Consider the following 14,841-nt stretch of genomic DNA (forward strand, 5'->3'; position numbering starts at 1 on the left):
AGACGCTAAAATAAAAATAAATTGATGGCAAAGATTATTAAGAATGTAAAGTTAGGGACAGATGTTAAAATATTTGATTTTGTTAATCTATATGGATGTTCAATTGATGATAATACGAAGATTGGTACCTTTGTTGAGATACAGAAAAATGTAATAATTGGAAAAAACTGCAAGATATCTACGCACACATTTATTTGTGAAGGTGTACATATAGAGGATAATGTATTTATTGGTCATAATGTAACCTTTATTAACGACAAGTACCCTCGTTCGACTAACGAGGATGGAAATATGCAAACCGAGACTGACTGGAAAGTTGTAGAAACAGTTGTTAAAAAAGGTGCTTCAATTGGCTCATCAGCAACTATTCTTTGCGGCGTAACAATAGGGGAGAATTCTATAGTGGGAGCAGGTTCGGTAGTTACAAAAAATGTTCCTGCCTCGACCATTGTTGCTGGTGTACCTGCAAAGGTTATTAAAAAAAACATATAGGGATAATAACCGATAATCTTTTTATTAATAACGCTAAAATTTTATAATTTATATAAAATTATCAGATTATTATTAAAAAGATGTTATTAGGTATTTCTCAAATAACTTCCTGATATACCAATCACCAACATTGCGAAGTAGTATCATCAATTGGAATACTATTATTTTATCCTTGACACATATATTTCCAAGAGGATGAGAGTGAGAACGATAATGAGAGGTATGTACCAGAGAGATTTGCCTGTGCGGTTTTCGTAGATGATGGATTCGAGTGACTGTAATTTACTGTTTGGGATTATTTGGTAATTTTTTATACCTTTTGTGTCAAGGGCTGTTTTTAATACGTTTTCGTTTATGAGTTCAGAGTTGGATTCGAGGGTATCTCTTTCAGGGTATATTGTATATGGTGTAGTGGATAGGGATGAAGGAGCAGGGTATAATGCGGAGTTAGAAGTGTGAGTGGCGGAACGAAGTATGAAGGGAGCAAATAGGGAGTGTTCGGCAAATGATGACATTGTGTTATCAGAGGATACGGTTACGAAGAGGGGGGATGTTGGGGTTAGGGAAGAAATAATGAGAGGGATTGTGGTGTTGGAGTTTAGTAATTGTAATGATATTAATGTGATAGAATTTTGTGATGGGACTATACTGAAATAGGATTTTAAGTTTATTTTATCAAGGGTGGAACTGTTAAAGGTTTCACCTTTTTTTATTTTGAATATATCACTGAATAGTGAGGATTCGGTGTCGATTTCACTGATGGATGCATTAGTATTTACTTTATTGAGATTGTTTATTTTTTCTCCTAAAATCTTGTTGTAACTTTCGATGTTGATATTGTCAGATAGGAATATTACAATCATTTTTCCTGATTCGGAGAAATTTCTTATATTTTTTCTGTCGGTGTCAGAGAATTCTTTTATTCCGCAGAGATAAACGGCATCGTATTGCTGTAAATTGTCAAGGAAGGTTGATTCAGTGTAATTATAGACTTTTTCATTCGGTGAATTTAAATTGGCTGCATCGAAAACAGCTTTAATGTATTTTGAAGATTCACGGATTCCGGAAATGATTGCTATGTTAAGTTTTTCGGGAATATAAATTTGCTTAATGAAGAGATTGTCTTCGCTGAATGCATCCAATTGTTTATTGGGTGATTTAAGCTCGACTTTCAGAGTCTGGATTCCGACTGATACCGGTTTGTACAAGAAATCAATTTGTTTAATTTCATTTGGTTTAAGGTCAAAGTATTTCTCTTCCAGAAATGTACTGTTGTTGTATAGTGAAAGTTTTTCTTCTATAATAAAATTATTAGTATGATTTCTGACAATGACTTTCAGATTTAAAGGAAATGAGATTCCCAGGATTTTAGACTCGATAATAATATTACTTACAGAAATATTCGGCATTTCATTTTCCGCGACATCGATGAAGTAGAAGTTTGAGTAATTATCCGGTTGGTAGAGGTTATCATGAAAATTAACTTTTTGCATGTCGCTTATGATAAAAATTTCTGAAGTGTTTTGATTTCTATTTTCAAAGATTTCGTTTGTTTTATTTAGTATTGAATTCAAGTTTGGTTTTACAGGGATATAGCTGTTTGATGTATCTGATTGAACTTTAGCGACTAATGAAATTAATTCATCGGATGATGAGTATGTGCTACTTATGCGGTCAGCCACGGTTAATGCTTTTGAGAATAAATTTGCAGAATCCTTTTTGTACAACATGCTGAAAGAGCTATCGATGAATATTATACCGAGTTTCTTTGAATCCGAGTTTTTTCCGGAGTAACCTTTAAGAAAGGGATCTGCAAATGAGAAGATAAGAAAAACAATGATAGCTATTCTTACAAGAAGGAGAAAAAGATTTTTTATTCGGAGTCGGCGGAATTTTGATTTTTGGATTTCTTTAAGGAACATGATAGTGCTGAACTCCATTTTCTGAACTTTTTGAAGGTTCAGTAGATGGAGAAGAATTGGGACGGCAACAGCAATAAGAGATAATAATATTATGTTATTTAGAAACACTTAAGTTGATAGTTTATAGTTGATAGTTGATAGCTAATATTTGATAGTTAATAATTTAAATCTAATAGTTAATATTTAATGTGACCACGGATGATGCAAATTATGCAATTCAATAGAACGCTGGTAACACAGATTAAACGGATAAACACGGAAAAAATAAAGAACAAATAAAACTAAATAGCCTGAAAAATACTGATTTACACAGATAGAAATTTTAGAGTACTTTTTGCTCCTAAAATCATTCTCACACAAATCTCACAATGAGCAGGTGATATCAACTCGTATAAAAATAAAGAACAAATAGAACATTGGTTTTACGAAAAAACACAGATATAAATAAAAATCTTTTGGATTCATCTAAAAGCATGGTGGAATGACAAAAGTTTAAAAAATGATTTATTATCATGTATTCAATTGAATAATGCGAAATATAAGTACGGTTGTAAAATAAAGAAATTATTCGAACTTTTAAAGCTATTGATATCACAAAAAGATAAGAAGATAAAGTGATTAGATTATTGTGATTATGGGGTGATTTTCAGTATTACGAATGTTATGTCGTCGTGTATTTCTATGTTCTGAGTGAAATTACTAATGGATGCGAGGAGAGATGATTTTATGGTTTCCGGGGAGGCATTATGATTTTGAAGAAGAATTTTTTCGATACGCTCGGAGCCAAATAGGTCTTTTTGTGCATTCATTGATTCAGAAACGCCGTCTGAATACAACATGTATATGTCATTGGGGGTGATATCAAATGTTTGTTCTTCGATGTTTGTGTTAAAAATATTTTCTTTATCTAGTCCGATGCCAATTCCCTTTGTATATATGTTTTCAATACTATTGTTACGAAGTCTAATTAAAGGAGTATGTCCTGCCCGCGCGACCTGTACTATATTTTGGTTAAGGTCGAATAGAGCAAGAAGTATTGTAACGAAAGATTTTCTATTGAATTGACTGTAAATTTGTTTGTTGATTTCACCGAGCATTTCTTTAGGGGACGGGAATATGTTCGAAGCAAACTGCAGAACCGCCTGAACCTGAGACATATAAAGTGCGGCGGGTATTCCTTTGTCAGATACATCTGCAATAGCCACGAGAACCTTATCTTTTGATATGTTTATTATATCATAAAAATCACCACCAATTTCCCGAGCGGGTTCGGAATATCCTGAAATAACAAGTCTGCTATGAGCAGACTTTTCTTTCGGCAGAAGGCCGTTCTGGATACGTTTTGCTATGTTGACTTCTTCTTCATATTTTTGTTTATTAATCTGTTCGATATTGAGACGTGTGTTTTCGAGAGATACTGCACTTTGAGATGCAAATGATTTAAGCAAATCGATATCCTCTTCTGAGAAGGCTTTTCCCGAACTTTTACTGCCGAATGTAAGAGCTCCAATTAACTCATTTTTATGGTTAATGGGAATAATTAAATTTATACCGGAAAGCAAAGATTTTTCTGTGTCAGAAATACCGAGTTCGTTTATGTTAGCTGCGTTTATGATGACAGCTTCACCAGAATTATATTTAGTAATTTTGAGAAGGAGTTTATCAAGGTCAAAATCATTAGTCAGGCCGAGTGACTTAATGTATTTGGAGCTTAAAACACGAAGATTAAAATAATTAATCCCAACTGTTTCATTCAGGAAAGTTCTGATTTTAGCGACAAGGTCATCTATGTCGGATATACGAGAAAGTTCTTTAGAGAACTCGAGAAGTGATTTACGGTAATTATAATTTTCTCTGAAGAACTGTTTATCGACAAACGACTTAGCTTGTTTATTGACGAAATCGAAAGAGAATGTAAAAATTATAATAAAAGTAATAATCATCATCTGGTTGCTCCCTTCAAAAACTTCTCTGAAGAAAGAATTCAAAACAAACACGAGAACGAGGTACAGAATAACTATTGTCAATGTGACGATACCGAAGACAATACTTTTTTTAACAAGAAATTCAGTATCGAAAATCCTGTATTTCATGATTGAATAACCGAATGAAATAGGAATTGCCATTACGAGAATACTTGGAGTAAGGTGAATCGGATTAACAAGAAATACGGGTTTATTATTAATAAGATTATAGATCAAGTAATAAGAAATGCCGAGTCCGCCCAGGAAAAATCCTTTGCTGATAATTGACAGGGATTTTTTCAAAGCGGGGTCGATAACTTTACTCAAGGAACGGCGGTAGAATACAGTACCAAGAATAAAGTAAAGAACAGGTGCTACCTGAAATAAGAATAATGAGAGAATTCTGTTAAACTTTGCAGATGTAATAATATTAACTAATACCGGAAGAACAACGATTGCATATAGAAGCAGTATAAAAAGTTTCCTGCGACGGAATTCATACTTTACCGGGAAGGTAAGAAAAAGATGCACGTACAAAGGAGGAATGCAAACAGCTCCCGTAAGAAAGAGTATATTTAAGGTAATAAAGAAAATCTTCTGCCAAATAGTGACAATTTCAATCTGAATTGCTCCTGCGGGGCTTGTTCCAGAATACATAATAAGTCCAATGGATGCTGCAGCGCTGAAGAAGAAAAAGAGTTTCGAAGTAAGTTCTTTTGGTTTTGAATAGCCAACCGCGGTACCGACAAAGAGAAATCCGAGTCCGACTATCCAGAATATAAGGAAACTATAGTTTGTGAATTTATAAACCCAGATTTTGAAATCCATAATTTCATCATTCCGCAGAACAGTATAAGTGATAAATTCACTGCTGAATTTATTTAAAATATCCATAGCTTTCATTGACTGGCTAAGACTGATACCATTAATTGCGATTAGCAGGTCACCGTCTTTAATTCCTGCTTCATCTGCGACACCACCAGGGATTATCTGAGTAATCATAAGGAAGTGATTACCGAGAGAATCTGTTTTATCAATCCAAAGGCAATCGTCGGTTGTCATGCGCTTGGAGAAGAAATTGTTTTCGAAAGCGATTAATGAAAGTATAAGGCAAAAGAATGCAATGAGAATTATGAAAAATCTCAGAGTGTTTTCGGATATGTTGTTAAATAATTTCATTTTTAAATAATAGAACGCTGATTTTTACAAATAGACCTTTGAACACAGATTTCCACAAATAGACCTTTGAACACAGATTATCACAAATTTTATTTTCAAATTCTTATAATATCAAAAAACATTTGCACACTGATTTAAACTGCCGGAATGACAGTGTATTAAAATCAGTAATGTTAAAGAACTATATAAACTTAGTTTACTTTTAATACGTTTTTACAACCACAAAAGTTATATCGTCATGCTGTTCAGCATCTTTTACGAAAGATTTTACATTTGATTCGAGTTTTCTGTTGATATCAGACGGTGACAGGTGTTTGTTCTGGCGTATTAAATTAATTAATCTTTCCATACCAAATTCTTCTTTATTTCTATTCATTGCTTCATTTAAACCATCTGTGTAAAAGAGCACTATACTATTACTTTCCAGTTTAAGTTCATGTTCATCAAGATGCTTTGAAAAAAGATGGTCTTTATCCAGACCAAGCCCAATTCCGCGTGTATTAAGCAATTCAACAGAGCCGTTTCTTGCAAATATTGCAGGGTTATGACCTGCCCGCACATATTTAAGTTTTCGCTCTTTAATATTAAACATTCCGAGCGAAACTGTGACGAATGCATTTCTCTCAAACTTACCGAAAATCTGTTTATTTACTTCGATGATTATTTCCCTAGGAGTTTTGAAGATTTTTGCAGCAAATCTGATTAATGCCTGCACTTTCGCCATATAGAGTGCTGCGGGAAGACCTTTACCTGAGACATCCGCGATAACTATAAGAATATTATCTTTGTCCAAACAAATAATATCGAAGAAATCCCCACCTATTATTCTTGCGGGGGATGAAGCACAACTTATCTCAAGATGTTCGCACTTATAATCTCTATCAGGCAGAAGTCCTTCCTGAATATTCTTTGCTACTTTCAGTTCTTCTTCAATCTTATTCTTTCTAATCTCTTCTAAACGCAGTCTTGAATTTTCATAAACGACAGAAATATTAGAGCAAATAGTTTTCAAGAGGTCTATATCTTCATCTGTGTAAGGAGAGCCTTCGGGTTTTTCTCCCAGATTAATTGAGGCAATTAGTTCATCTTTTACGAGCACGGGCAAAGCAAGAACGATATTCTCTTTTTTAATATATTCGGCGTATTCATGCGGGATACTATTTTCCGCCATATTAATATCAAAAAGAAGTTTCGGGTTCTTATCATTTTCGAATAGATAAAAACAAAGGTCATTTATAAGTTTATCTTCAGGATTATCCGAAACACAGTACTTCCCTTTGATTTCCAAGAATTCCACTTTCTTAACACCCATAGTTTCCGACAGAGTATTCTTCAATTTCACGGCAACTTCATCCATATTATTCAGATAGGGCAGTTCGTTTGAAAAATTCAGAAGGGACTTCCTATAATTATACCTGGTTTTATAAAATCTTTTATCGACGAATGATTTAATAAGTTTAGTAATATAACTAAAAGAAAATATTACGAGAATAACGGTAATAACGGTTATCAGCTGCTTATTGCTGAATTTATAGTATTCAAAAATAGTTTCGAGCATATCAATCGCAAAAAGATACGCTACGATAGTTACCAAAGCAGCAAGCGTAAATACTATACCACGTTTTACGAAAAATTCAGTGTCTAAAATTCTGAATTTATATATAGAATATCCAAAAGTAATTGGAATTGCAAGAACCATTATAGCCGGCAAACGATACAGAGGGCTCATTCCGAGATTAATAACAAAAAGTGAGAACACAAAATAATAATAAGCAAACCCTGCAAGACCTATTATGAGTCCTATCAAGAGAACCCTGAGTGGTTCTTTTCGTTCAGGATTTCTTATTTTTAAGTATGATTTAACAAAAATTGAAAATGCGGCGATTATGATTAACAACGGTGAATAGCTAACCAATATAGAGACGACAGGGCTTTTATCTAGAAAAAGTTCAGATTGTTCAGACAGCAGAAGCGGAAAACTTAAAATCAGTGAATAAAGGTAAACAAAAAATATAATTAATTTCCGTTTTTTAAAGTTAACAAAAACGGGATAAATCGTGAAAAAGTGGAACAGCAGAGGGTAAACAAAAATATTCGCCATATAATAGTGTATCATAAGGGTACCGCTGTAACCTACATAGTACCATACACCGCCATAAATCATAAAACCTACTGACGAGAAAAACCCAAAGAGGAAGAAAATTTGCGATGTTAGTTCTTTTGGTTTTGAAATGCCGACAAAGAATCCATTCATAAGAAACCCGAGTCCGAGAAAAGCAAAAATATAGAATATAAGATGAAAATATTTATAAACAGGAACTACAATACTTTTTATTTCTGTCTGTCTTTCGATTGTGTACAGTGCAGGCACGTGGGTATCAACTTTAACGATTATATTCAGGAATTCATTCATTGAGTTAACAGGGATACCGTTTACAGCAAGAATTTTATCGCCTACTTTTAGACCTGATTTTTCTCCGACGCCATTAGGAAAAAGGCGGGAAATCTCAACATGTACATTTCCGTTTATATCAACTGATTCAATTTTGCTGCAATCATCAAATGTAAGCCGCTTTGTGAAAATTGAATTAAATATAGGAATACCTGCAAATATGAGTGCATATAGTGTCAGAATAATAATAAAAAACCTAAGAGTATTATCTGTATATTTACTTAGAAACTTCAATTCTTCTGTTAAATACTATTATTACGGATAAATTTAATATATGTTCTATCAAATTATGAAAAATACATAGAATTAACAAAGCAAATTTTAAAATGTGCTTGTAAAAAATAAAAAACCCGTTAAGTCAACGGGTTTTTGAGAATAATAAATTTCCTGTTAAATTATTTAACAAGTTTTTTGAGTTTGTTAATCAAGTCAAGTTTTTCCCATGTGAATCCCTTTTCATTTCTTCCGAAATGTCCGTAGGCAGCTGTGTTTCTGTATACCGGTTTTCTGAGGTCAAGTCTGCGAATGATTCCAGCCGGAGTAAGGTCAATATTCTTTCTAATAATGTCAGCAAGTTTTTCGTCGGATATTTTTCCTGTACCGAATGTATTAACGAAGATAGATACGGGTTGTGCAACTCCGATAGCGTAAGAAAGTTGAATAAGGCACTCATCAGCGAGTTTTGCAGCGACGATATTTTTTGCAATGTGTCTTGATGCATAAGCCGCGCTTCTGTCAACTTTTGAAGGATCTTTACCGGAGAAAGCACCTCCGCCGTGAGGGGCTTTACCGCCGTACGTATCGACGATAATTTTTCTACCAGTGAGACCAGTATCGCCGTGAGGACCGCCTATTTCAAACTTACCGGTTGGGTTGACATGAATCTTGGTATTTTTATCAAGAAGTCGTGCAGGAATAACTTTTTTGATGACGTATTTAATTACGTCCTCTTTTATTTTCTTCTGTGAAACATATCCATCATGTTGAGTTGAAACAACCACAGCTTCGACTCGTTTAGGTTTATTGTCATTTCCATATTCTATAGTAACCTGTGACTTTGAATCGGGTCTGAGATAAGGCATAAGTTTTGGCTGTTTTTTCCTGATATCTGCAAGTCTTTTTACGAGGTTATGAGAGAATACAAGAGTCATTGGCATAAACTCTTTCGTTTCATTCGTCGCATATCCAAACATCATACCCTGATCTCCAGCACCGCCAGTATTGACACCCATTGCTATATCCGGAGATTGTGTGTTAATAGCAGACATCACATTTATTGAATGGTAATCGAACCTATATTCACCCTTTGTGTATCCAATTTCCTGAACAACTTTGCGTACGACTTTAGGAACATCTACATAATGTTTGGTTGTTATTTCGCCTCCAACCAGAACCAAGCCTGTTGCGCAGAAAGTTTCGCAGGCAACTCTGGCTGTCGGATCATGTTTTAATATATCATCGAGAATTGCATCAGATATTTGATCACATACTTTATCCGGATGTCCTTCACTAACGGATTCGGACGTAAAAAAGTAAGACATTGGTTTTCCCTTCTTATTATTTATAAATTAATTTTTTAATATTCAAAGAAAATAATTAAAATAATATTAATTATCAGTTGAAAAGAGAGATTGGAAGGTAGATGATAGTCGCTTGTGCTGAAATAGGTTTACGTTTATTAATAACAAGAACTGAGAAGTTTTATACAAGTAAAGGTGTCTGTCTGCTGCAGGATTGCTATATAGTTTCAAGGCGAATATGAAGACGCAAAACAGATTATATAAGTATCACGACTACCTGTAAACTACTGACAACATTCATCATTCATTGAAAACAGTTTTATTCGTAAAATGACTTACAGGCTTTCAGCGATTATTTCGGCGACATCTTTTATTTTTACTTCTTCGGTTTTACCTTTTTCCTTAATACCGTCAGTGAGCATCGTCATACAGAAAGGACAAGCTGATGCAATTGTAGCAGCATTCGTTGCAAGTGCTTCTTCTATTCTTTCGATATTAACCCGTTTTCCTTCAGTTTCTTCCATAAACATTCTCCCGCCTCCAGCACCGCAGCAGAATCCTTTATCTTTTGACCGTTTCATCTCAACTATCTCGAGACCCGGAACGTTCATTAAAGAATTGCGGGGAGCATCGTAAATATTATTATATCTGCCAAGGTAACAGGAATCATGATATGTGTATTTCTCATCTGTTTTATTTTTAGTATTAATTTTACCTTCAGATATCAGTTTATTTATATAGTCCGTATGATGTGTAACTTCAAGGTCAACACCAAACTGCGAGTATTCATTCTTTAACGAATGCAGACAGTGAGGACAAGCGGTAACAACTTTTTTAATATTATAACGTTTAAATGTTTCGATGTTTTGCTGCATAAATTGCTGAGCAAGGAATTCGTTACCAAGTCTTCGTGCAGTATCACCGTTGCATTTCTCCTCACTGCCGAGAACACCAAAATTTACTCCAGCACTGTTAAGAATTTTTGCGAATGACTTAGTAACATTTTTATAACGGTTATCAAAAGCACCTGCACATCCAACCCAGAAAAGTACGTCTAAACTATCAGCTGAACCAATGCTGCTTAGTTTCTTTAGTTTAAGTTCTTTCCCTTCTTTCATTATTTCCTCCGAGAACTCATCAATCCAATCATTACGCTGTTCAGGGGGGAATGCCCAAGGTGATTCATTATTTTCCAGATTCTTAAAAACTGTATTCAATTCCTGAGGAAAATCAGATTCCATCATAGTGAGGTTGCGTCTGAGTTCAACAATAGAAGTAACGTGATCAATCATAACAGGACATTCTTCCATGCAAGCAGCGCACGTCGTGCAAGCCCACAGTTCTTCTTTAGTAATATAATCGTGAACCAAGGTCTTTTCAAGTTCAGGATTGTTTTCAATTTTATTGACAACCAAAGGACCTTTCGCCATAGTTCTCTTACGAATTTTTGTAACTATCTTCTTCGGATTCAGTAGTTTGCCGGTAGAATTTGCAGGGCATACTTCTGTACATCTACCGCATTCAGTGCAAGTGTATCCGTCGAGGAGCTGTTTCCATGTTAAATCTTCAATATCCTTTGCACCGTATTGTTCAAGAGATTCGTCCTCAAAATTAATAGGTTTAAGAACATTCTTTTTATCAATCCTAAAGTTAGATAAGAATGTATTCGGGACTGACGACAGCACATGGAAATGTTTTGAATAAGGCAGATAGTTCAGGAACACAAGTACGATTAAATTATGCATCCACCAGTAAATATCATACAATGTCAAACTACCACTTGAAAACAACCCTGCCAGAAATGTTGAAACAGGTCTGTAACCATGAGATTGTCCAAGAAGAATTCTTTCTGCATTTGCCCCGAACATTGTAATCATAATCATAAGAATCATGAGGAGAATAAATACAGCATCGTTACGCGATGAGGTCTCCACCTGCAGACGTTTAGGTGTTGCGATGAATCTGCGGAGTAATGAAAAAAGTACGACACAGAAAACGAGAGCCCCAAAGAAATCCTGTGTAAAAGTAATTACAGAGTAAAACCTGCCGAGAAAACTAAATGAAAAATTCGGGAAGAAACCTTCGATCACAGATTCAAGAATAACGAGTGAAAGAATCAGGAATCCCCAATAGATACAAAAATGTAAAAATCCTGCAAGTTTACTCCTAAAGAGTTTTGTCTGCAGAAAAGCAATGTTTAAAGTGTTGATAATTCTTTGCTTAATGTTGTTAAGCCGGTATTCCTTTTTGCCAAGACTTAGGTAAGAAATGAAATTTTTTATTGAATACAAGAAAAACACAACAGCAGAAATCAGGATAACTGCAAACAGAATGCTTTTAATCATTTTTGATAAAATTTTTTGTCAAGTTAGTGAATTGGAAATAAATATGAAAGATAAGAATTTGGGACGGGGGATATGGGTGTATGTGATAGAGTATAGGGTATAGAGATTAAAAATTTATAGATAAAGAAATTAGAACAGCGATAAGCGGGGTGCAGAGGGCAGGTATAAGGTAAGGGAGCAGGTATAGGATTAAGGGAGCAGGAGGTGGATAAATATACTTTTATAAATAGGTATCGTAAATATACTAAATGATTCGTGAATTAAAGAATCCGTAAATATGAATGTGGTGTATAACCTGAAGAGACAAATATTATTTTTCGCCGATGATTTGGACTGCAATTCTGCGAGTACGAGGTCGATTATCAAAATCCATGAAAACAATTTGCTGCCATGTACCGAGAGTCATTTCAGAATTATAAACAGGTATAGTCAAATCGGTTTTTATCAGAGCTGATCGAAGGTGAGAATGACCATTACCGTCACCCCATGTATCGTTATGGTTATAAATTCCTGCCGGAGAGATAATTTTATCCATTAGTTTTGGTAAGTCCTTAAGAAGTCCGGGTTCATATTCTAATGTAGTCAAACCGGTTGTTGAACCAACGGCAAACAATATGACTATGCCGTTCTTTATTCCTGATTTTTCTAATATTGACGATGTTTCCTCAGTGATATTTTTGATATCACAGTTACCTTTTGAGGATATAATTATTTCTTCAAAAAATGTCATGTTAGTTGATAGTTAAAGTAATCTATTATAATTATAATTTTAGAGCAACTATATCTTTCTTTTCCCTCAGATAATAAATAAAATCATTTCTGCAGAAAAAATTATCCGGTACATTATAACCTGACTGCTTGTTAAGAATGTCCGAGTATATTTTTTTTCCTTTAGATATATCAAAAATGCAAAATATGTTTTGATAGTAATTACGGATAATATCTTTAATATCTGTCCCAGTTTTTTTATAATAATTAAATATCAAATAGTCATTTTTTATTAGATACTCTGTATCCCCTTCTGAACCGTATATTTCATGATTTATCAGGTTTATAATATTTTTATCAGGTGGAAATTTTGTTAATGACCTCGGATAATCGTATTGTTCATTGTATAGATCATTATCGGATTTCCTTTTTAAGTTGAGCAGTTCGGGATATTCATTTTCAGAAAAAACACTAATAGTTTTACCGTCAAAGATATTTATTTCAGAACTTTCAGTTTTATCGAAATTCTGTTTAATTCCAAAAAGTTTTTCTTCAGTTGAAAAGAAATACTGATAATCTTCATTCTCCCATAATTTCTTACCGGTCAATATATCGAGAGCAATAATGTTTTTATGGTATGGGATCTCGGGTCTTTCAAATCTATTCAGATAAAGAATCTTTGATGTCGCACCTTCAACCGATATCCAATAATTTCCTTCTTCGAAGGTAAAATTAGACATGTGTTTCCTGCCATCCTTTATACTTACAGAGAAAAGATACAACAACTTCTTCTCAAGGTCGCGCGTTTCACCGGCTATAAAGTCATTACCCCCGAAGATAAATTTCCAAAGGTTTCCATTTTGATTGAACACCCATTCAGGTTTCAGTTTATTTTTATCGAATAGTTTCATTGCATTTCGAATTATATGTTGCTAATATGTTTAAACCTTCGAGAACGAGGTGGAGTTCGATTTTATTGACTCCTTTTATTTTATTTCCAAAAATCTCGGAGCCTCCGCCCGTGATTACGACAAATAATCTTTCAAACAATTTTCTGTACTCTTCGATTGATTTTTCTATGAAAAAAACTTGCTGTAGAATCAAACCGGAGATTACAGCACTTTTTGTAGTTCTATTAACAAGATTTGTCCTGCTGTTTAATACTACATTCGGAAGAGTTGTTTTTTTGAGCAACGCTTCGGAAGCAGTTTTTATACCTGCCGAAATCATTCCGCCCCTGTATATTCCGTTAGAAATTATGTTAAAAGTTGTTGCAGTACCTAAATCTATAACGAGAATGTTTCTATGCTTACGATATTTCGAATATGCTCCGACAGCAGAGCATATTCTATCGCTGCCAAGAGTTTTTGCATAATCAAATCTTATCGGCAATGATGATTTCGCTATGATAAACCGAACCTTGAAGTCAGAAATAATAGTTTTAATAATTTTATTAAAGTTCTTATTCAGCGAAGAAACATAAACTTCGTCAAACCGTCCTTTATATCGATTTAATAATACCCTGAAATGTTTTCTAAACATTTCCTTTTCATACGTAAACAATTCCGGTGAACTCATTTTCCCGTCAGCAGAAAGCGAGCATTTAATTCTTGTGTTGCCTATATCGATAAGAAGATAATTCATTTTAAAATAAAAAGGGGACTTTTGTCCCCCGAAAAATAATAATAAATTTAATCAGATTACATATCGAATTTAATACCGCCGGTTAGGAAGTATCCGCTTATATTAGGTTCACTAATTATAATTTTATACTTTCCGTCAACGTAGAGCGAAATCGTCGGACCGATACCCGGAAATTCAATACCTCCTCCGAGATCAAGACCAACTTTAGTTAAGTTTTCAGATACACCAAGAATTTTCTGAGTTAAAAAATTTACACCTATTCCTCCATCGACGTAAGGTACGAGGGAAGTAGTCTTAAACTTCAGACGCATAAGGCCGGCGACTTCAAAATTATTCTGATCGCCTGCTTTCCAATAATTAACCTGCGGTAAAAGAGAAAAACTCTCTGTTTTAATTTCGGCAAAAAAGTTAATTGTCAGACCTGTACTGCCCTGAACGATAAAAGAAGGTCCAAAACCGCCGCCAAGTGCAATCTTTGATGAAGGGGGTAAAGTGCTAAAAGATTTCGAAATCATGAAATCAGTACCTTCAATGTTATTTAATCTGTTCTGTGAATACCCTGTGGAAAATAAAATTAAGATGGTGAGAGATGAGAGAATTAATTTTAGTTTCATT

10 protein-coding genes are annotated in these 14,841 nt (G+C 34.3%); 1 reads left to right on the top strand and 9 read right to left on the bottom strand.

Translation table 11 applies throughout. The annotated features are described in order from the left end of the window. The first annotated feature begins 24 nt into the window (after nucleotides 1–24). The gene (locus WC644_13005) at nucleotides 25–492 is read left to right on the top strand and encodes an acyltransferase (GenBank protein MFA5012855.1); all 468 of its coding nucleotides are present in this window, start codon (nucleotides 25–27) and stop codon (nucleotides 490–492) included. A 161-nt stretch (nucleotides 493–653) separates the two neighbouring features. Here the strand turns inward: WC644_13005 and WC644_13010 are convergent, their stop codons facing one another. The 9 genes from WC644_13010 to WC644_13050 all read right to left on the bottom strand — a co-directional run bounded on the left by WC644_13010 (nucleotide 654) and on the right by WC644_13050 (nucleotide 14,840). After that, entirely contained in the window at nucleotides 654–2,522 is a 1,869-nt protein-coding gene (locus tag WC644_13010; GenBank protein MFA5012856.1) for a BatA domain-containing protein, read from the bottom strand. 524 nt (nucleotides 2,523–3,046) lie between these two features. Then, nucleotides 3,047–5,557: a SpoIIE family protein phosphatase gene (locus WC644_13015; protein ID MFA5012857.1), complete on the bottom strand. Its 2,511-nt coding sequence runs from the start codon at nucleotides 5,555–5,557 to the stop codon at nucleotides 3,047–3,049. A gap of 202 nt (nucleotides 5,558–5,759) precedes the next feature. Next, nucleotides 5,760–8,243: a SpoIIE family protein phosphatase gene (locus tag WC644_13020; GenBank protein MFA5012858.1), complete on the bottom strand. Its 2,484-nt coding sequence runs from the start codon at nucleotides 8,241–8,243 to the stop codon at nucleotides 5,760–5,762. 161 nt (nucleotides 8,244–8,404) lie between these two features. Then, on the bottom strand, nucleotides 8,405–9,550 hold the full coding sequence (gene metK / locus WC644_13025; GenBank protein MFA5012859.1) for a methionine adenosyltransferase: 1,146 nt from the start codon (nucleotides 9,548–9,550) through the stop codon (nucleotides 8,405–8,407). A 314-nt stretch (nucleotides 9,551–9,864) separates the two neighbouring features. After that, entirely contained in the window at nucleotides 9,865–11,874 is a 2,010-nt protein-coding gene (locus WC644_13030; protein ID MFA5012860.1) for a (Fe-S)-binding protein, read from the bottom strand. Between the two features lie 310 nt (nucleotides 11,875–12,184). Beyond that, nucleotides 12,185–12,604: a secondary thiamine-phosphate synthase enzyme YjbQ gene (locus tag WC644_13035; protein MFA5012861.1), complete on the bottom strand. Its 420-nt coding sequence runs from the start codon at nucleotides 12,602–12,604 to the stop codon at nucleotides 12,185–12,187. Between the two features lie 31 nt (nucleotides 12,605–12,635). After that, the gene (locus WC644_13040) at nucleotides 12,636–13,493 is read right to left on the bottom strand and encodes a DUF4905 domain-containing protein (GenBank protein MFA5012862.1); all 858 of its coding nucleotides are present in this window, start codon (nucleotides 13,491–13,493) and stop codon (nucleotides 12,636–12,638) included. Further along, complete coding sequence (locus WC644_13045) at nucleotides 13,477–14,226, bottom strand: type III pantothenate kinase (GenBank protein MFA5012863.1); 750 nt, start codon at nucleotides 14,224–14,226, stop codon at nucleotides 13,477–13,479. The genes WC644_13040 and WC644_13045 overlap by 17 nt, the downstream gene beginning before the upstream one ends. A 56-nt stretch (nucleotides 14,227–14,282) precedes the next feature. Further along, a complete protein-coding gene (locus WC644_13050; GenBank protein MFA5012864.1) occupies nucleotides 14,283–14,840 on the bottom strand; it encodes a hypothetical protein in 558 nt (185 codons plus the stop codon). Nucleotide 14,841 lies beyond the last annotated feature (1 nt).

The organism is Ignavibacteria bacterium, assembly GCA_041649015.1.
In the GTDB taxonomy this organism is placed as follows: Bacteria; Bacteroidota; Ignavibacteria; order Tepidaquicellales; family Tepidaquicellaceae; genus CAIKZJ01.